Below are 17,795 nucleotides of genomic sequence, written 5' to 3' on the forward strand. Positions count from 1 at the left end.
ATAAAAAATGCCTTCCATTAATCTGACAATGAATAACAATGTATTATAAATTTATGAAAATACATTGCTGATATTCAGTATATAGATATACAATAAAAAAAGAATCCTTTTTTGGCAAATCTTACTGACGAAACTGTAGTATAATGTATTGTATTGTTTGAAAAAGAAAGTTATTCTATATAAGTATTTTATAGATTAATGTGCAATCAGCCGTCAAAACATGAAGCGTATTGACTCCTGATTTTTTATTTTGCCTTAACAATGTTTCAGGAGGGTGTCATGAAGAGAAGTACCGAGTTTCTAAAAAGTTTAGATGTAAAATTAATTTTAATTTTGTGTGTCTTATGCATTACAAGTATAGCTGCCATATATAGCAGTCAACAAACAGGGCAATATGGAGCTGCGAACTTTGCAATGAAACAAGGGATTAACTATATAATAGGTATTGTGTTATTACTACTTGTTGCAAGTATTGATTTAGATCAGTTGCAAAAATTAGCGTGGCCATTGTATATTGTTGGATTTGCTTCTATTATCATACTTAAGATTTCACCATTTAAAGGTTTAACACCTGAAATATTAGGTGCAAAAAGATGGTTTCGTGTCCCTGTCCTTGGGGCAATTCAGCCATCAGAGTTCTTCAAAATTGCGTTGCTTATTTTAGTTGCCAGTTTAGCGGTGAAGCATAATGCGAAATATATGGTACGAACTTTTCAAACGGATTTAATATTAGTAGGTAAGATTATTTTAGTATCGATTCCACCTGCTTTAATTGTATATAGTCAGCCTGATACAGGGATGGTTTTCCTATATGCTGCAGGGATCGCATGTATTTTGTTTATGTCAGGTATTCAAAAGAAGTTAATTGCAATATGTACAGTTATTCCACTGACCATATTGTCCACATTAGTATTTATATTTTTGAAATACCCAGATATTTTTTTCAACAAATTGGTTGCTTTACTAAAGCCACATCAACAGTCACGAATTTTGGGATGGCTAGATCCATTTGAGCACGCAGATCAAGGTTATCAAACACAACAATCAATTTTAGCGGTGGGTAGTGGAGGAATGGATGGAAAAGGATTTGGATATGGAAGTGTCTACATTCCCGAAAAGCATACCGATTTCATTTTTGCTACAATTGCTGAAGAAGGTGGATTTTTAATTGCAGCTTTTATTGTATTTATGTTCCTTCTTCTTTTATATCGAACAATTATAATTGGGTATTCAGCAGATAATTTGTTCGGTACATTATTATGTGCAGGAATAATTGGTGTTTTAACACTACAAATCTTCCAAAATGTTGGTATGATCGTTGGATTAATGCCGGTAAAAGGAATTGCGCTTCCGTTTTTATCATATGGAGGAAGTTCCTTATTCTCGAATATGATGATGATGGGGCTCGTTTTATCGGTGCGGAAAACTTATAAAAAGTATATGTTTTCAGTTAGTTAATTTTTATGTAAAAAGGCTGATTCGTTTTCATGCGAATCGGTCTTTTTTGTATAGATGCTCTTAATCATCACAAACTAAAGGGAGTGTGAAAGTTTGTGATGATTAAGGAGTGCAAATTCATGCATATGCATATTTTGAATGGGGCACATCATCTTTCTTATATAGAATGGATGATTCGAGCTATCATAGCGTATATTTTTTTAATTTTTGTTGCTAAAGCAATGGGACAACGCTCCATTGCACAGCTTCGTTTTTTGGATGTCGTATTAGTGCTATTGTTGGAAGGGAATCTCTCTAACGCACTATCCGATGAAAGAGTCGGTTTACTCGGATCGATGATTACAACATGTATGCTCATTGTTCTTTATATTGTCAGTTCGATTTTAGCGTTGAAATGGGATCGATGGAGACGCTTTTTAGAACCATCGCCCATTATACTTATACATAATGGGTCAATTGATTTTAATAATTTGAAAAAAGCAAGAATTACAGTAGAGTATTTATTCTCTGAATTACGCTTACAAAGTGCTAGTGATATTAAAACGATAAGATTAGCATTATGGGAAGCAAGTGGTGTTGTTTCGGTATTTCAGTATCCAGAATATGAAACGGTATCTCGGCAGGATATGAAAGTAGCTGGTAAAAAATCACCTATTTCATTTATTCTTGTAAAAGACGGGAAAATTCAAAAGGATGTGCTCACTTTATTGGGGAAAACGGAAAGATGGGCAAAGGAGGAATTATCAAAAAAAGTATCAATTGAATTGATTCAATTAGCAACTATAGATGAAAATGAACAAATCAATATTTTGTCTAGCGTTTAAGATTAAAATGCAAGGAAAGAAAAAAAGTTAGGTGGGGGAATGTGCTGCTCGTAAAAGCCTAATTGATGAAAATGAATTATTACTGGGGAGGGAGAAAAACTCCACTGATTAAAGTTTTACTTTATAAAAAAGTAAAAAATATGGCATTTTACCATTTCTTGCATATGATACAATAGTGTGGACAACGAAATAAAAAAAGAAGGGTTTGTTTTGATGGGATATGTAGAAGAATTACGGAAAGTAGTTGGTCATCGCCCTTTAATTTTAGTTGGTGCTGTTGTTCTCGTATTGAATGAAGATGGACATGTTTTGCTACAACAACGAACAGAACCGTACGGAAAATGGGGATTACTTGGCGGTTTGATGGAACTTGGAGAATCACCAGAAGAAACAGCTTGCCGTGAAGTATATGAAGAAGCAGGGATTCATGTAAAAAATTTAAAGCTCATTAATGTGTTCTCTGGAGCGAATTACTTTATAAAATTAGCGAATGGTGATGAATTTCAATCCGTAACGACGGCTTATTATACAAATGAATATGAAGGGTTGCTATCTGTCAATAAAGAGGAAGCAGTTCAACTTAAATTCTTTCCAATTACAGGATTACCAGATTATATTGTAGGTTCGCATAAAAAAATGATTGAAGTATATGAAAATATAGGAAAAAGAGTTAAATGAAGTAAAAATGATGTATAATGGATATAGAAATGCAAAAACACAGTTCTGGTTGGTAGTCCAGGCGCATACTAGTATGTCAGTAACCTTCCCCTCCGGGATGTCCAGTATTTCTAATTTTTTCTAAGGAGGGGCTGTCGAATGGATTTGACAGTATATCATGATGGTCAATTTTTTGTAGGAATGATTGAGAACACACATAAAGGAACTTTGTATGCAGCGAGGTATATTTTTGGTGCTGAGCCATCAGATGAAGAGATACTTTTGTTTGTAAATGGTATGATGCTAAAGTGTTTTAATCACTTTGCTAGATGTGGTGTTAAAGTGAAAGAGAAACAGCGTCCAAAAAATATAAAGCGTATCATAAGAGAAGCTGCGAAAGAAATGCATACAAAGCGCTTTACGAAAGCACAAGAAGCAATTAGTTTATCTTATGAATTGCATAAGCAGGAAAAAAGAGTGCAATCTAAGGAACAGCGTGAAGCAGAAAAGCAGAAAAAACGTCTTATCAAAGTGCAAAAAGCAAAACAAAAGCATCGTGGACATTAAGAGAAACGTCTTAGGACACTTGTTCTAAGACGTTTTATTTATACACAAAAGTAAGTTTACTTGTACTTCTGAAACAGTAACTGGTAAGATACAAATAGATAGATCTAGAGGAGGGAAAACATTGATTAACTTTAACTTTTTTATGAATGATGTTGTCCGTCAAGCGCGTGAGGAAATTGTTTCCGCTGGATATACAGAATTAACAACAACAGAAGCGGTCGATGAAGCGTTCAAAAAAGAGGGCACAACGCTTGTAATGATAAACTCAGTATGTGGTTGTGCAGGTGGTATTGCTCGCCCTGCTGCTGCACATTCCGTACACTATGATAAACGTCCAAATCAACTTGTAACAGTATTTGCAGGTCAGGACAAAGAGGCAACAGCACGTGCACGTGAATATTTTGAAGGATATCCACCATCTTCTCCGTCTTTCGCATTATTAAAAGATGGAAAGATTGTAACGATGGTTGAACGCCATGAAATTGAAGGTCACGATCCAATGCAAGTTATTGCAAAATTACAATCGTATTTTGAAGAGAATTGTGAAGAGATTTAATAGAATGAAAAAACGGTACAGACACTTATGTGTTTGTACCGTTTTTTTTGTATCTTGCTAATTAGAGTGAAACGAGGAAGATGGGGAGTAGAAAAATTTCCTTTTTGCTAGAAGTTTCACATATTGAAAGGATATGTAGAAAAATCTCACTTTAATGGTTAATAGAATTTGAATTTCTTTATTCTTAGTTGCATATCATGAAAGAGAATATACATAAAAAACATGTATTATGCAAAAAAATATACATAAAAAACATATTGGATATTGATTATAATTAAAAACATTATTTATTTTTATTTTAATTATTGCATAAAAATAAAAACGTTGATACAATACAAACATCGAATAAAAATTCTATAAAACTTTTAAATATACATTATTAGGGGGAAGAAACATGAAGAAGTTATTATCAATTTCATTTGCACTTATTTTAATCGTAAGTATGTTTAGTGCTTGTAGTAAGGGAGAAACAAAAGAAGCGAATAAAAATAAGAAAGTACTTATTATGGGAACTTCAGCAGACTATAAACCTTATGAATATGTAGAAGCTTCCAAGAGTGATGAAATTATCGGTTTTGATGTAGATATTGCAAAATATATTGGAAAAGAACTTGGTTATGAAGTGAAAATAAAGGATATGGATTTTGGGGGATTGCTAGCATCTCTTAGCTCAGGAAAAGTTGATTTTGTTATGGCAGGTATGACACCAAATCCAGATCGTAAGAAGAATGCCGATTTTACAGATATATATTTTGTTGCTAAAAACATGATCGTTTCGAAAAAGGATTCTGGTATTAAATCATTACAAGATTTAAAAGATAAAAAAGTAGGAGTACAAACAGGTTCTATTCAAGAAGAAAAAGCAAACGACTTCAAAAAACAAGTGAACTTCCAGGCGGAAGGTCGTGACCGTATACCAGAAATTGTACAAGAAATTCAGGCTGGACGCTTTGACGCTGCCATTATAGAAGATACAGTTGCTAAAAATTATTTAGACAAAATAAAAGATTTACAAGGAATTGAAATCAAGGAAGCTCCAGAAGAAGTAGGAGCAGCAATTGCCCTTCCGAAAAATAGTGATAAAACAGCAGAATTTAATAAAGTAATTAAGAAAATGCAAGAGAATGGTGAAATGGATAAATTAGTGAAGAAATGGTTTGGCAGCGGAAAGTAAGCTGCCTTTCTATTTTCTGTGAGAGGAATGACAAAAGATGAACTTAGATTTTTCGGCAATTACTCCGTCGATACCATATATATTAAAGGGTCTAGAAGTTACACTGAAAATTGTAGCAGTATCTGCTATAGCTGGTTTTATGCTCGGAACGCTATTAGCACTTTGCAAAATTGCTAGAATAAGAGTATTAAATATCGCCGCTGATTTATATACATCGATATTTCGTGGTACACCGCTCGTCTTGCAATTAATGATTATTTATTTCGGTGTCCCGCAAATGATTGGATATGATATACCTGCATTTTTAGCAGCAGTACTTGCATTTAGTTTAAATTCTGGTGCATATATGTCAGAGATAATTCGTGCAGGTATTCAAGCAGTTGATAAAGGACAGACAGAAGCTGCGATGGCATTAGGTGTTCCGTATGGAAAAATGATGAGAAATATTATTTTGCCACAAGCATTAAAAAATATATTACCAGCGCTTGTGAATGAGTTTGCAACACTTACAAAAGAGTCAGCAGTAGTAACGGTAATTGGTGCTACAGATTTAATGCGCCGTGCTTATATTGTAGGTGGTGAAACGTTTAAATATCTTGAACCGCTATTATTTGTCGGACTTGTTTACTATATTTTAGTAATTATTCTTACGTTTGTTGGGAAAGCAATTGAAGGGAGAATGAAGAAAAGTGATTAAAGTTGAAAACCTTCATAAATCATTTGGACAAAATGAAGTATTAAAAGGCATTACAACAACAATTGAAAAAGGCGAAGTTGTTGCCATTGTTGGACCGTCTGGATCGGGGAAATCAACATTTTTACGTTGTATGAACATACTAGAAACACCTACAAGTGGTAACATTTGGATTGGTAATGCCGAAGTGACTAACCCGAAAACGAATATTATGCATGTTCGCGAAAATGTTGGTATGGTGTTTCAACATTTTCACTTATTCCCTCATATGACTGTATTAGAAAATATTACGTATGCACCAGTAAATGTAAAAGGAGTGACAAAACAGGAAGCGGAGAAAAAGGCAAAGGAGCTTCTTGAAAAAGTAGGGTTGCTCGATAAAAAGGACGCGTATCCAAATCGTCTTTCAGGCGGACAAAAGCAGCGTGTTGCAATTGCCAGAGCTTTGGCAATGGAGCCAGAAGTTATGCTATTTGATGAACCAACATCTGCACTTGATCCTGAAATGGTAAAGGAAGTATTAGAAGTAATGAAATCTTTAGTGACTACTGGAATGACGATGGCAATTGTGACACATGAGATGGGTTTTGCGAAAGAAGTAGCTGATCGTGTGCTCTTTTTAGATGGTGGTAAACTTGTTGAAGATACACACCCAGAACAGTTTTTTACAGAGCCAAAGAGCAAGCGGGCGCAAGAATTTTTACAAAAAATATTGTAACATGTAAAAGTTACGTGAATAATAAGGAGAAAAGGATGACAGTTTGTCATCCTTTTTTTATACTTACTGTAACTACCTGTATACATATATATAAATACAGATTGAAAAAATAATATAAAACCTTTTCTTTTAGGGAGAAGAGAGCGTCAGCCCTTGCATAGAATCGGTCATTGCTTTTTTATCCCCATGCCACGTGAAAACAAAGGGAGAAAATGAGTGGAGAGACCTTTTTATTTTCATAGCCGTGACTTATATGCTGGGAAATTAGAATGAATGTATAGGAGCAATGATATGTTTAGAATTGGATATCGTACAGTGAAAACAGCAGTTGGAACAGGTGTAGCAGTTTTTATTGCCCAGCTATTCGGGTTGGAATTTTATAGTTCTGCGGGGATTTTGGTTATTTTGTGTGTACAAAATACGAAGTGGAAATCACTTCAAGTCTCTTTACATCGATTTTTGGCCTGTTTGTTATCAATGGCATTCTCATTTTGTATTTTTGAAACAATCGGTTATACGCCGCTTGCAATTAGTTTGTTACTTCTTACTTTTATTCCGACAGCTGTTATGTTTAAGATTCAAGAAGGAATTGTTACAAGTTCAGTTATTGTTATGCATTTATATTCATTAAAACATATCACATGGGCAGCGATTGGAAATGAAGTAGCTGTTTTAACAATTGGGATTAGTGTGGCTTTGTTAGTAAATATGTATATGCCAAGTGCAGAAAAAAAATTAAAAGGCTATCAAGAAAAAGTAGAATGGAATTTTAAAACGATTTTATTTGAGATGGCTGTATATTTACGAAATCGGGATAGCGCATGGTCTGGAAAAGAATTAATTGAAACAGAGAACATTTTGAAGCAAGCAAAAGAGCTGTCTTTCAAAAAGCTTGAAAATCAATTTATGCGAGAAGATGATTATTATTATCGATATTTTGATATGCGTATGCAGCAATTTGAAATTTTGGAGCGGATTATGCCACTTGCAGCCTCATTATCGTGGTCATATGAACAATCAGATATGATTGCGGAAATGATTGAAAACGTTGGGAACTCAATTCGTCCTGAAAGTACGGGGCTTATTTCACTTAGACAATTACAAGAAATGCGAGAGATTTTTAGGGAAATGCCACTTCCTGAGACCCGTGAAGAATTTGAAATGCGTGCGAAGCTTGTTCAACTTGTTTATGAAATGGAGCAATATTTACTCATTAAAAGTAGGTTTAAAGGGAAGGATAATGTGAAAGAACTTATATAGAGGGAAGGAATGAATCATGCCGTATTTTCTATCCTTGCTACTATGTTTTTCTCTTTCACCAATTTGGCCTCTTGGAGATAATCCGCGTGCTGGAGATCCATTTATTATTGTAAATAAGCAGACGAATAAGCTTGCTTATATTGATGATGGTAAAATTCAAAAAGTTTTTCCTGTAGCGACTGGAAAAACAAACGAGTTAACACCAGAGGGGACTTTTGATATTGTAATGAAGGCAAAAAATCCTTATTATATTGCGAAGGATATCCCTGGTGGTTCACCCCAAAATCCACTTGGGTCTAGGTGGATGGGGTTTAATGCACGAGGTACTGATGGGAGTAAATATGGTATTCACGGTACAAATCAGCCAAGTTCAATCGGGAAATATATTTCACAAGGGTGTATAAGGATGAAAAAACAAGATGTGGAATATTTATTTGATCGTATTCCGATTGGAACAAAGGTGTGGATTGTAAAAACGAATAAGCCGTTTCAGAAGCTCGCAAAAGAAAAAGGGGCTATTGCTTATGAAAAGGTCAACCATACAAGTTGGCTTTTTCTTTCTGACTAGGTTGTCTTGACATGTGTACATAACCATGAGTTAATGAGAATATACAAAGATAATAGGAAAAGGAGTTGCTTGTATGTATTTGAATCCAAAGCTTTCCTATATGCAATTTTTTATTGGCTTTCTATTCGTTGTTACTTTCATATTGGCAACTTTTAATGTATGTTCTTTTCTTGTATCTATTGTTTTTATGGTGTTCCTTAATTTGACATTTGTAATTGGAGCGTTTCAGCAGAAACATTATACGAGTTTTGTTATGGCACTTGTGATGGCCTTTTCATTCAGTATTGTCGCGATTGTGCTAATCATGAAATAAATATTATTCATTAAAATCATTGCGATTGAACAGGCTGCTTATTTTCTATCTAGAAGAATAAGCAGCCTGTTTGTGTAAAAAAGGACGAAATATATCGCCCTCTTTACCAAAACATACTAGCTCCAGTGAGTAATGTTGTTACAAGCATTGAAATTAGCATAACGTATATCATAATTTTTTGTGCTTTTTTATTCATACTGGTCCTCCTTGCAATCATTACAATTTTATTGTATCGAGAAATGAAAACATGGACAAGAGTATAAAGAAGACAAAATTCGAGAAGTGTATCTAAAATATAACAGGAAAATATAGAATACATAGAGAATATAGAAGGATGGGACACAAGGTTTTTCGGTGCCTTTAAAAAGTTTTACTAGATGAAGAATGGAGATACGATGATGAAAATATATGAAACAGAACGTTTACAATTAAGAGAAATCGATGAGTCGTATGCAGAGCAAGTTCTTCAATATTACGACAAAAATCGTGAGTTTTTAAAGGCGTGGGAAGAATATCGACCAGATGATTTTTTTACACTAGACTATCAAAAAAAACGATTGCAAAAAGATAAAAAAGAGTTTAATGAAGGAAAAACGATTCGATTATGGATTTTTAAGAATGGAGATAATACGAATATTATAGGATGTATTTCTTTCAATTTAATTGTGAGAGGGATTTATCAATCTTGCGTTCTAGGCTATAAGTTAGATAAAGATGAATTGAATAAAGGATATACAACAGAAGCGCTTAGAAAAGCAATTGATGTTGCTTTTCAAGAATTTCACTTACACCGTATTGAAGCCCCGATTATGCCGCGTAATTTAGCATCTATTCAAGTTGTAACGAAGATTGGTTTTCAATATGAAGGAGTGTCGCGGAAAATGTTAATGGTGAATGGGGTGTGGGAAGATCATATGCGCTGGGTATTGTTAAATGAGTAGAATAGATGGTTATCTAGATGTGTGAACCATCTATTTTTTTCGTGTCTTTCGAAACTTTTGCGAAATTCTGTTATAATTAACCTTGTTACATACATAATGCAATGCAGGAGGCGCATTCTCATGATTAATCAAGAACGTTTAGTAAATGAATTTATGGAACTTGTTCAAGTAGATTCTGAAACAAAATATGAAGCAGAAATTTGTAAAGTGTTAACAAAAAAATTTACTGCTTTAGGTGTTGAAGTATTTGAAGATGACACAATGGGTGTGACTGGACATGGAGCTGGAAATTTAATTTGTACTTTACCAGCGACGAAAGAAGGAGTAGATACAATTTACTTCACTTCTCATATGGATACAGTAGTTCCTGGTAAAGGAATTAAGCCTTCTATTAAAGATGGTTATATCGTATCAGATGGTACTACAATTTTAGGATCAGATGATAAAGCGGGATTAGCTTCTATGTTCGAGGCAATTCGTGTTTTAAAAGAAAAAAATATTTCCCATGGGAAAATTGAATTTATTATTACAGTTGGTGAAGAATCTGGTCTTGTTGGTGCGAAAGCATTGGACCGTGACCGTATTACAGCAAAATATGGTTATGCATTAGATAGCGATGGAAAAGTTGGCGAAATCGTAGTTGCAGCACCAACACAAGCAAAAGTAAATGCGATTATTCGTGGGAAAACAGCTCACGCTGGCGTAGCACCAGAAAAAGGTGTATCTGCAATTACGATTGCAGCAAAAGCAATTGCAAAAATGCCACTAGGTCGTATTGATTCGGAAACAACTGCAAATATCGGTCGCTTTGAAGGTGGCACACAAACAAATATTGTTTGTGATCATGTACAAATCTTTGCAGAGGCTCGCTCTTTAGTAGATGAAAAAATGCAAGAACAAGTTGCAAAAATGAAAGAAGCATTTGAAACAACTGCAAAAGAAATGGGCGGTCAAGCGGATGTTGAAGTAAAAGTTATGTACCCTGGATTTAAATTTGCCGATGGCGATCATGTTGTAGAAGTTGCAAAACGTGCTGCTGAAAAAATTGGTCGTACGCCTTCTCTTCACCAAAGCGGTGGCGGAAGTGATGCAAACGTAATTGCTGGACATGGTATTCCAACAGTAAACTTAGCAGTTGGTTATGAAGAAATTCATACAACAAACGAGAAAATTCCTGTTGAAGAATTAGCAAAAACAGCTGAATTAGTTGTGGCAATTATTGAAGAAGTAGCGAAATAATTGTAAGCATAAGAAAAAAGGGCGTGTAAACCACAATAGGTTTACACGCCCTTTTCATTTAGATTCAATCGCTTTTACAAGGCGAATGAGCCAATAGAAAAAATCCATGGGAGTATATACTTTGTTACTACACCTACTGCGCGAGGGAAAAGTGCAAAGGTAATATAAAAATTGAAAATTTGCAGTAGTAAATAGTTAATAGCAATAATTAATATAATAACAAGGAATGTGTAATTGAGTTTGTAATGTACGCCACTTCTTGTGAAAAAATATCCATATTTAATATAAGTATATCAAAAATATGAATGGGAACGAACGTGCTTTTGTAGTTGGAGAAGCTCCACTGTTTTCATGGAATTTGATATAATAAAATTAGGAACGAATGTTCTTTAGGGGGTGGAAAACATGAGAGAAATGTATCCCAAAAACGGTCGTGTCATCTTACACGTTGATATGAATTGTTTTTTTGCATCAGTTGAAATTGCGCATGACCCATCGTTAGAAGGTAAGCCACTAGCAATTGCCGGAAATGAAAAAGAGCGAAAAGGAATTATTATAACATGTAGTTATGAAGCGAGAGAATACGGAATACGAACAACAATGCCTCTTTGGGAAGCAAAACGATTATGTCCAGATTTAATTGTGAAGCATCCAAATTTTAAATTATATCGTGAGGCATCATTTGAAATGTTTCAAATTCTGTCACGTTTTACTGAGAAGATACAGCCTGTTTCTATAGATGAAGGATACTTAGATATAACAGATTGTTATGGATTAGGTTCCCCCATTGATATCGCTCGAATGATTCAACAGGCGTTATTAACGGAGTTGCATTTGCCATGTAGCATTGGGATTGCCCCAAACCTTTTTCTTGCAAAGACTGCGTCGGACATGGAAAAGCCGCTCGGTATTACTGTGTTTCGTAAACGAGATATTCAGGAGTTACTGTGGCCGCTTCCTGTTGAAGCGATGCATGGAATTGGTGAGAAAACAGCAGAGAAATTGAAAGAGATCCATATATATACAATTGAACAGTTAGCACATGGGGAAGAACATATCATTCGCGCCAAAATAGGAAAGCATGGTGTGGATTTACAAAAAAGAGCAAAAGGTATGGATGATAGAGAAGTTGATCCGAATCAAATGGGACAACATAAAAGTGTTGGGAATTCAAAGACATTTTCAAAGGATATGGATGAAGAGAAGGAATTGCTTGATATGTTAGAGTGCTTAGCGAAATCAGTTAGTAAAAGGCTACAAAAACGTACGCTTGTCAGTTATAACATCCAAATTACGATTAAATATTATGATCGGCGTACAGTAACACGGAGTAAACAATTAAAAAATGCAATTTGGGAAGAAAGCGATATCTTTCAAGCTTCTTCACGTTTGTGGAAACAACATTGGGATGGAGATCCGATTAGGTTGCTTGGTGTTACAGCTACTGAACTAGAGTGGAAGACAGAATCAATCAAGCAACTGGATTTATTTTCATTTGAAGAAGATGCGAAAGAAGAGCCAATATTAGCTGTGATTGACCAGATCAATGATAAATATGGAGCTCCTATTTTGCAAAGAGGAAGTCAGTTATTTCGAAAGCAGGAAAAATCTTTTCAGCAGAAATTAGAAAATAAATTTATGTAAAAGGTGTCATGACAATTTCATATCATGACACCTTTTATGTTTAAATAGCTTCTTAATTGAATGAAGTAGCGGCCAGTCTAGATTTCAAAAGTATTCGGCTTACTACTTCTTCAATTAAGGCTACTTGATTTATTATCGAGGATTAGGGAATACTCTTCTAACGGTTTCAGTAAATTCTTCAAATAGTCCTGATACTGGTTTACCCTGGTTGATTTTGTCCGCATAGTCTCTCATGCGATCTGCAAAATCAGGATTTGATGATACAAATACATTGCGGATATCTGGATCTGTAGCTCTTACTTGGTCAGCAATTTTGTTCTCTAATTGCTTTGTGACATCACCTTTTACGTTGTCACGTAAAACGACTGCAACATAGGCATTTTTGTTTGTGACGACTACAGTTGCGTTGTCCACTTCTGCTAATTCAACAATCCGGTCAGCTGCTTTATTGGCTACGTGTAGTCGTGTTTCATTGTTCGTGATACCGTTCGTATCATTTCGTACCCTTTGAAGGTCAGTGTTGGTTCCTTCGTATCTAACATTGCGTACGTCATTGTTTTCGCGAGTATCCAATGCTTTCTCCTTTTGCTTTCCTGCACATCCAAATAGCGAAATAGCTGCTAAAAAACAGATTGTAAGCATCTTTACATTTTTCAATGATAACCCTCCTTCATTATACTACGTTCTTAAAATGACCAGTTGTACATTTATTATGCATAGTGAAATAGGATGATATAATTTTTATCAAATAAGTTTTGGGGGAAGGGCATGGAGCAAAGTAATCTGAGCTATAGGATACAAGAACTTTGTAATGTGGCTATTGAATATGCAAAAGCCTTTGACAAAACTTTTAATTATTCCGAGGAGGATATCAAAGAATTGGAAGAGATTTTAGATTATTATGCGAACGATTTACGGGATAAGAAAGCAATTGGGGATGAAGAAGATATACCGACAGAAAATCAAATGTATTCGATGGCTTTAATTTGGGGGAGTTATTTAGACGAAGTTCTAAAAAGGCATTTAGGACAAGAGGCAGAGTGGCTTCAAGAACCAGTCTTTGATAATGAAGAGGTTTTACATTTACAAGTAGGAGAGTGGAAAGTGTTTCCCATTGATAAAGTATATAAACGATTGGTAAATGGATCGGAAGAGAATGTTATATCCTTCTATGATATAACTAAAGAGTATATGTTAAAGTAATGAGATTTGTATATTTTTGAAATAAAAAAGGCATCGAGAATCGATGCTTTTTATTTTTGTGTTGCTATTTGCGGACAGTAAAACGCACTCATTAAAGTTTCACTTTATAGATTATGAGATGGTAGAATTTTCATAAATTACGATCTCTGAATTGTTTGTTGTTGAAATACGTTGTGCATAATATGTGATAGAAGAAGAAATATATTTCGGTAACGTTTGATTTGTGTGCAATGTTGTGTACTCATGGATTAATTCTTTTAAAGTCGTCCACTGTAATTGTGCCGGGTGATCAGAAACGAAAGAACTTACCCAGCGATCAAATGAAGATGAAAAATCAGTTTGTAAACGAAATACTTCTTTCATAGTTAAAGGCTCCCTTTTTATTTGATATAATCATTTTACTACAAAATACGAACGTTTGTTATTTTTTTATTTATAACGTTCGTGTTATATAGTTGTCTAGATGAGTTTTTTATGAAATTTGATTTGCCATTTGAAATTACATTCCGTAAGATGAAAGATAGAGTATATAAAGAGCTGGAGGAAACAAAGTGGAATTTGTATTTTTAGGAACTGGTGCAGGTGTTCCTTCAAAAGGAAGAAATGTCTCATCAATAGCTTTACAATTACTAGAGGAACGTGGTGAAACGTGGTTATTTGACTGTGGTGAAGCAACGCAACATCAAATTTTACATACATCTGTGCGTCCGCGTCGCATTGAAAAAATTTTTATTACTCATTTACATGGTGATCATATTTTTGGGTTACCTGGTTTATTAGGAAGTCGCTCTTTTCAAGGTGGAACAACGCCATTAACGGTTTATGGCCCAAAAGGAATTAGGCAATTCATTGAAGTGGCATTATCAGTGAGTACGACGCATGTTAAATATCCACTTGAAATTGTTGAAATTACGGAGGAAGGTATTGTTTTTGAAGACACTCAATTTTCTGTAGAAACGAAGAGATTATCACATGGGATTGAATGCTTTGGATATCGCATTGTAGAGAAAGATATACAAGGGCACCTTCTTGTTGATAAATTGTTAGAAGCAGGAGTAAAACCAGGACCAATCTTTAAGCGTTTAAAAGATGGTGAAACAGTAGAATTAAATGATGGAAGAGTCTTACACGGGAAAGACTTTATCGGTCCACCGCAAAAAGGGAGAATTATTACGATATTAGGAGATACGCGTTATTGTGAAGCGAGTAGCCAACTTGCACAAGACGCAGATGTGCTTGTTCATGAAGCGACGTTTGCAGCAGCAGATGAAATCCAGGCGCATGATTATTTTCACTCGACAACGAAACAGGCAGCAAGTATTGCGTTACAAGCGAATGTGAAACGATTGATATTGACTCACATTAGTTCGCGGTATCAAGGAGATGCATATAAGGAATTGTTACAAGAAGCTCAGTCGCTGTTTGCAAATACGGAAATAGCGATGGATTTGAAATGTTTTCCAGTAGAAAGGTGACATTTCACAAACAATGGCAATATAGATTTGCCATTGTTTTGTTTTTTATAAAAAAGTTTTCTCTATAAAATAGATAGAACTGTTATAATTTGATAAATTTATGAACTGATACAGGAATTTTAAGATTTTTGAAAGGGTATGAAAGAAGTACGAAAAATCATTTGTCTTGAAAAACTGTTATATAGATAATTTGTTTTATTATTAATACAAGGGGAATAAATGAGATTGAATTCGGAAATTTTAAAATTCAATAAAAGTAAGCGTTTTATCAAAAACAAGCTATAATGAGGGCGAATTACAATTCATCGTAAGTTGCATCGTGCATTTTAGCCATTTTTCGTAACGAAACGAAATTGACTAAAAGAGAGAGGGCATCAAGGAGATAATTAAAGGAACTGTATTATTATTATTTGTATTAAGTCTTTTTTAGCTTTTTAGTTTCAAAGCACCAAATGGTATGAAAGCAATGGGTGCTTTAACGAGTGCCGCTGTTGCAAGTTTCTTAGTTGAAGCATTTCAGCTATATGTTGATGGAGATGTAATTGACATACCGTTTTTGAAAGAAGTTGGAGAATCAGCAGGTAGTCTAAGCGGAGTAGCTGGTGCAACTCTTGTTGCGTTAGTAATGGGGGTCTCACTTGTTTAGGCTATGCTTGTAGGGGCTTCTGTGTTAGAATTTGGATTGCTACCAGGATTTATTGTTAGACTTATGACAATGTATGGCTTTAATAATCCGATGAAAGTGACGCTATGTTTCTTATGTATTATGGTGTCTGGTATTTTACAGGATATATCGGCTCGCTTCTATTCAAAAACTATCCAATTCGTACAGCACAGCAAATTCGTGGTACAGAAGGGAAGGCAACAGAATCGGCAGCTTAATAGAATAGTAGTAAGCAATTTTTGATAAAAGGTTTAGGGGGAATCATGATGAAATATCGCTCAGTATTTGATATTATCGGTCCAGTTATGATTGGGCCGTCCAGTTCACATACCGCAGGGGCAGCAAGAATGGGACAGGTTGCTCGTCAACTTTTCCGGCATGAACCAGAAAAAATTACGATTTCGTTATATGGCTCGTTTGCCAAAACATATCGTGGTCATGGTACGGATGTCGCATTGATTGGTGGAATACTAGGATTTGAAACAGATGATATACGTATCCCAAGTGCGCTAGAAATTGCAAAAGAGCGTGGGATTGAAGTGAATTTTATTGAAGAAGAAGCGAATGCACCACATCCGAATACAGCGAGAATTCGCTTGTATAAAGGAGAAGAGGAGATTGAAGTGGTTGCTTGTTCAATCGGTGGTGGAAAGATTGAAGTGGTGGAATTAAACGGATTTGATTTACAATTATCAGGAACAAGTCCAGCACTTCTTATTGTCAATAACGATCGCTTTGGAGCGATTGCATCTGTAGCTTCTATACTTGCCAAACATGAAATTAATATTAGTACAATGAGTGTTTCACGTAAGGAAAAGGGAAGAAAAGCACTTATGGTCATTGAAACAGATGAATTATTAGCAGATGAAGTGATTGAGGAAATTAAGGGACAATCAAATATTTGTCAAGTAACTATTATGGACTAATTGCAGGGGGGACACACCATGTTTCGGAACGCAGCGGAACTAGTGACACAAGCTAAAGAACAGAATGTAAAAATTGCAGAAATTATGATTCAATGTGAAATGCAAACAAGAAGTATTTCTCGTGAAGAAGTACTTGCAGGTATGGAAAAAAACTTAGTCGTGATGGAACAAGCAGTAGAACGTGGTATTCGTGGTGTAAAATCACCAACCGGTTTAACTGGCGGAGATGCGGTGAAAGTACAAGAGTATATGAAGAGTGGAAAAGGCTTATCTGGACATACGATGTTGGATGCGGTAAGTAAAGCTGTTGCGACAAATGAAGTGAATGCAGCGATGGGAATCATTTGTGCAACACCAACAGCTGGATCAGCGGGCACTGTACCAGGAGTATTGTTTGCACTTAAAGAAAAGTTACAGCCAACACGCGAAGAAATGATTGAATTTCTATTTACAGCTGGAGCATTTGGTATGGTTGTTGCCAATAATGCTTGTATTTCTGGTGCAGCTGGAGGATGTCAAGCTGAAGTTGGTTCAGCAAGTGGAATGGCAGCGGCAGCAGCTGTTGAAATGGCAGGAGGAACACCGGAGCAAGCGGCTACGGCGATGGCAATTGCTCTAAAGAATATGTTAGGATTAGTATGTGATCCTGTTGCTGGACTTGTAGAAGTCCCTTGTGTAAAACGTAATGCAGCAGGTGCTTCAAATGCGATGATTGCAGCTGATTTATCATTAGCTGGTGTAACAAGTACGATTCCATGTGATGAAGTTATTGAAGCGATGTTTAGAATTGGGCAAACAATGCCAGTTGCACTTCGTGAGACGGCTGAAGGTGGACTAGCAGCAACACCGACAGGACGTCGCCTTCAAGAAGAGATTTTTGGGAAGAGTAGCAAATAAGAGAATACGATCGTAAT

The 17,795-nt window shown here is 35.4% G+C and carries 23 protein-coding genes and 1 pseudogene; 20 read left to right on the plus strand and 4 right to left on the minus strand.

Annotated elements, in window-relative coordinates; translation table 11 throughout:
• Positions 1–279 precede the first annotated feature (279 nt).
• The 11 genes from M014_RS0100900 to M014_RS0100955 all read left to right on the plus strand — a co-directional run bounded on the left by M014_RS0100900 (position 280) and on the right by M014_RS0100955 (position 8,789).
• Positions 280–1,458, plus strand: coding sequence for an FtsW/RodA/SpoVE family cell cycle protein (locus M014_RS0100900; RefSeq protein WP_026590008.1), 1,179 nt, complete (start codon positions 280–282; stop codon positions 1,456–1,458).
• Positions 1,459–1,577: 119 nt separating this feature from the next.
• Positions 1,578–2,282 (plus strand): DUF421 domain-containing protein, encoded by a 705-nt coding sequence (locus tag M014_RS0100905; protein WP_026590009.1) that lies wholly within the window; start codon positions 1,578–1,580, stop codon positions 2,280–2,282.
• Between the two features lie 213 nt (positions 2,283–2,495).
• Positions 2,496–2,960 (plus strand): NUDIX hydrolase, encoded by a 465-nt coding sequence (locus M014_RS0100915; protein WP_026590010.1) that lies wholly within the window; start codon positions 2,496–2,498, stop codon positions 2,958–2,960.
• A gap of 138 nt (positions 2,961–3,098) precedes the next feature.
• On the plus strand, positions 3,099–3,506 hold the full coding sequence (locus M014_RS0100920; RefSeq protein ID WP_026590011.1) for a YjdF family protein: 408 nt from the start codon (positions 3,099–3,101) through the stop codon (positions 3,504–3,506).
• Between the two features lie 142 nt (positions 3,507–3,648).
• Positions 3,649–4,062, plus strand: a complete 414-nt coding sequence (locus M014_RS0100925; protein ID WP_139265493.1) for a BrxA/BrxB family bacilliredoxin — start codon at positions 3,649–3,651, stop codon at positions 4,060–4,062.
• A 394-nt stretch (positions 4,063–4,456) separates the two neighbouring features.
• On the plus strand, positions 4,457–5,236 hold the full coding sequence (locus M014_RS0100930) for a transporter substrate-binding domain-containing protein (RefSeq protein ID WP_026590013.1): 780 nt from the start codon (positions 4,457–4,459) through the stop codon (positions 5,234–5,236).
• 37 nt (positions 5,237–5,273) lie between these two features.
• A complete protein-coding gene (locus M014_RS0100935) occupies positions 5,274–5,933 on the plus strand; it encodes an amino acid ABC transporter permease (RefSeq protein ID WP_026590014.1) in 660 nt (219 codons plus the stop codon).
• The gene (locus M014_RS0100940; RefSeq protein WP_026590015.1) at positions 5,926–6,648 is read left to right on the plus strand and encodes an amino acid ABC transporter ATP-binding protein; all 723 of its coding nucleotides are present in this window, start codon (positions 5,926–5,928) and stop codon (positions 6,646–6,648) included. Before M014_RS0100935 ends, M014_RS0100940 begins: the two co-directional genes overlap by 8 nt.
• Positions 6,649–6,939: 291 nt before the next feature.
• Positions 6,940–7,908, plus strand: coding sequence for an aromatic acid exporter family protein (locus M014_RS0100945; RefSeq protein WP_026590016.1), 969 nt, complete (start codon positions 6,940–6,942; stop codon positions 7,906–7,908).
• Between the two features lie 16 nt (positions 7,909–7,924).
• Complete coding sequence (locus M014_RS0100950; RefSeq protein ID WP_026590017.1) at positions 7,925–8,476, plus strand: L,D-transpeptidase; 552 nt, start codon at positions 7,925–7,927, stop codon at positions 8,474–8,476.
• A 73-nt stretch (positions 8,477–8,549) separates the two neighbouring features.
• Positions 8,550–8,789, plus strand: coding sequence for a DUF3894 domain-containing protein (locus tag M014_RS0100955; RefSeq protein WP_026590018.1), 240 nt, complete (start codon positions 8,550–8,552; stop codon positions 8,787–8,789).
• Positions 8,790–8,892: 103 nt separating this feature from the next.
• Here the strand turns inward: M014_RS0100955 and prli42 are convergent, their stop codons facing one another.
• Positions 8,893–8,985 carry a stressosome-associated protein Prli42 gene (gene prli42 / locus M014_RS29030; protein WP_090687428.1) on the minus strand — a complete coding sequence of 31 codons (93 nt, stop codon included), beginning with the start codon at positions 8,983–8,985 and terminating at the stop codon, positions 8,893–8,895.
• 199 nt (positions 8,986–9,184) lie between these two features.
• Here prli42 and M014_RS0100965 point away from each other — a divergent pair, with 199 nt between their 5' ends.
• Together M014_RS0100965 and M014_RS0100970 are read left to right on the plus strand one after the other, a co-directional pair.
• Complete coding sequence (locus M014_RS0100965; protein ID WP_026590019.1) at positions 9,185–9,730, plus strand: GNAT family N-acetyltransferase; 546 nt, start codon at positions 9,185–9,187, stop codon at positions 9,728–9,730.
• Between the two features lie 120 nt (positions 9,731–9,850).
• Entirely contained in the window at positions 9,851–10,969 is a 1,119-nt protein-coding gene (locus M014_RS0100970) for a tripeptidase T (protein ID WP_026590020.1), read from the plus strand.
• 54 nt (positions 10,970–11,023) lie between these two features.
• Here the strand turns inward: M014_RS0100970 and M014_RS29490 are convergent.
• A pseudogene (locus tag M014_RS29490) lies at positions 11,024–11,253 on the minus strand (hypothetical protein).
• A 121-nt stretch (positions 11,254–11,374) separates the two neighbouring features.
• Here M014_RS29490 and M014_RS0100975 point away from each other — a divergent pair.
• Positions 11,375–12,613: a DNA polymerase IV gene (locus tag M014_RS0100975; protein WP_026590021.1), complete on the plus strand. Its 1,239-nt coding sequence runs from the start codon at positions 11,375–11,377 to the stop codon at positions 12,611–12,613.
• A 132-nt stretch (positions 12,614–12,745) separates the two neighbouring features.
• Here the strand turns inward: M014_RS0100975 and M014_RS0100980 are convergent, their stop codons facing one another.
• The gene (locus tag M014_RS0100980) at positions 12,746–13,255 is read right to left on the minus strand and encodes a YhcN/YlaJ family sporulation lipoprotein (RefSeq protein WP_035414453.1); all 510 of its coding nucleotides are present in this window, start codon (positions 13,253–13,255) and stop codon (positions 12,746–12,748) included.
• A gap of 126 nt (positions 13,256–13,381) precedes the next feature.
• Here M014_RS0100980 and M014_RS27535 point away from each other — a divergent pair, with 126 nt between their 5' ends.
• On the plus strand, positions 13,382–13,816 hold the full coding sequence (locus tag M014_RS27535) for a hypothetical protein (RefSeq protein ID WP_026590023.1): 435 nt from the start codon (positions 13,382–13,384) through the stop codon (positions 13,814–13,816).
• Between the two features lie 111 nt (positions 13,817–13,927).
• On the opposite strand, the gene M014_RS0100990 is transcribed toward M014_RS27535, so the two are convergent.
• Positions 13,928–14,179 carry a DUF3932 family protein gene (locus M014_RS0100990; RefSeq protein ID WP_026590024.1) on the minus strand — a complete coding sequence of 84 codons (252 nt, stop codon included), beginning with the start codon at positions 14,177–14,179 and terminating at the stop codon, positions 13,928–13,930.
• A gap of 188 nt (positions 14,180–14,367) precedes the next feature.
• Here M014_RS0100990 and rnz point away from each other — a divergent pair, with 188 nt between their 5' ends.
• The 5 genes from rnz (at position 14,368) to sdaAA (ending at position 17,778) form a co-directional block, all read left to right on the plus strand.
• The gene (gene rnz, locus M014_RS0101000) at positions 14,368–15,291 is read left to right on the plus strand and encodes a ribonuclease Z (protein ID WP_026590025.1); all 924 of its coding nucleotides are present in this window, start codon (positions 14,368–14,370) and stop codon (positions 15,289–15,291) included.
• A gap of 457 nt (positions 15,292–15,748) precedes the next feature.
• Positions 15,749–15,937: a PTS sugar transporter subunit IIC gene (locus tag M014_RS29840; protein ID WP_231503887.1), complete on the plus strand. Its 189-nt coding sequence runs from the start codon at positions 15,749–15,751 to the stop codon at positions 15,935–15,937.
• Between the two features lie 104 nt (positions 15,938–16,041).
• Positions 16,042–16,173 (plus strand): hypothetical protein, encoded by a 132-nt coding sequence (locus M014_RS30285; RefSeq protein WP_255301430.1) that lies wholly within the window; start codon positions 16,042–16,044, stop codon positions 16,171–16,173.
• 48 nt (positions 16,174–16,221) lie between these two features.
• Complete coding sequence (sdaAB, locus tag M014_RS0101015; RefSeq protein ID WP_026590027.1) at positions 16,222–16,881, plus strand: L-serine ammonia-lyase, iron-sulfur-dependent subunit beta; 660 nt, start codon at positions 16,222–16,224, stop codon at positions 16,879–16,881.
• Between the two features lie 18 nt (positions 16,882–16,899).
• A complete protein-coding gene (gene sdaAA, locus M014_RS0101020) occupies positions 16,900–17,778 on the plus strand; it encodes an L-serine ammonia-lyase, iron-sulfur-dependent, subunit alpha (protein WP_026590028.1) in 879 nt (292 codons plus the stop codon).
• The last annotated feature ends 17 nt before the right edge of the window (positions 17,779–17,795 follow it).

It is taken from the genome of Bacillus sp. UNC437CL72CviS29, from assembly GCF_000482345.1.
Classification (GTDB): Bacteria; Bacillota; Bacilli; order Bacillales; family Bacillaceae_G; genus Bacillus_A; species Bacillus_A arachidis.

Coding starts and splice junctions, on each gene's coding strand:
- M014_RS0100900 (WP_026590008.1), top strand. CDS start 280: ATGAAGAGAAGTACCGAGTTTCTAAAAAGTTTAGATGTAAAATTAATT.
- M014_RS0100905 (WP_026590009.1), top strand. CDS start 1,578: ATGCATATGCATATTTTGAATGGGGCACATCATCTTTCTTATATAGAA.
- M014_RS0100915 (WP_026590010.1), top strand. CDS start 2,496: ATGGGATATGTAGAAGAATTACGGAAAGTAGTTGGTCATCGCCCTTTA.
- M014_RS0100920 (WP_026590011.1), top strand. CDS start 3,099: ATGGATTTGACAGTATATCATGATGGTCAATTTTTTGTAGGAATGATT.
- M014_RS0100925 (WP_139265493.1), top strand. CDS start 3,649: ATGAATGATGTTGTCCGTCAAGCGCGTGAGGAAATTGTTTCCGCTGGA.
- M014_RS0100930 (WP_026590013.1), top strand. CDS start 4,457: ATGAAGAAGTTATTATCAATTTCATTTGCACTTATTTTAATCGTAAGT.
- M014_RS0100935 (WP_026590014.1), top strand. CDS start 5,274: ATGAACTTAGATTTTTCGGCAATTACTCCGTCGATACCATATATATTA.
- M014_RS0100945 (WP_026590016.1), top strand. CDS start 6,940: ATGTTTAGAATTGGATATCGTACAGTGAAAACAGCAGTTGGAACAGGT.
- M014_RS0100950 (WP_026590017.1), top strand. CDS start 7,925: ATGCCGTATTTTCTATCCTTGCTACTATGTTTTTCTCTTTCACCAATT.
- M014_RS0100955 (WP_026590018.1), top strand. CDS start 8,550: ATGTATTTGAATCCAAAGCTTTCCTATATGCAATTTTTTATTGGCTTT.
- prli42 (WP_090687428.1), bottom strand. CDS start 8,985: ATGAATAAAAAAGCACAAAAAATTATGATATACGTTATGCTAATTTCA.
- M014_RS0100965 (WP_026590019.1), top strand. CDS start 9,185: ATGATGAAAATATATGAAACAGAACGTTTACAATTAAGAGAAATCGAT.
- M014_RS0100970 (WP_026590020.1), top strand. CDS start 9,851: ATGATTAATCAAGAACGTTTAGTAAATGAATTTATGGAACTTGTTCAA.
- M014_RS0100975 (WP_026590021.1), top strand. CDS start 11,375: ATGAGAGAAATGTATCCCAAAAACGGTCGTGTCATCTTACACGTTGAT.
- M014_RS0100980 (WP_035414453.1), bottom strand. CDS start 13,255: ATGCTTACAATCTGTTTTTTAGCAGCTATTTCGCTATTTGGATGTGCA.
- M014_RS27535 (WP_026590023.1), top strand. CDS start 13,382: ATGGAGCAAAGTAATCTGAGCTATAGGATACAAGAACTTTGTAATGTG.
- M014_RS0100990 (WP_026590024.1), bottom strand. CDS start 14,179: ATGAAAGAAGTATTTCGTTTACAAACTGATTTTTCATCTTCATTTGAT.
- M014_RS29840 (WP_231503887.1), top strand. CDS start 15,749: ATGAAAGCAATGGGTGCTTTAACGAGTGCCGCTGTTGCAAGTTTCTTA.
- M014_RS30285 (WP_255301430.1), top strand. CDS start 16,042: ATGTTTCTTATGTATTATGGTGTCTGGTATTTTACAGGATATATCGGC.
- sdaAB (WP_026590027.1), top strand. CDS start 16,222: ATGAAATATCGCTCAGTATTTGATATTATCGGTCCAGTTATGATTGGG.
- sdaAA (WP_026590028.1), top strand. CDS start 16,900: ATGTTTCGGAACGCAGCGGAACTAGTGACACAAGCTAAAGAACAGAAT.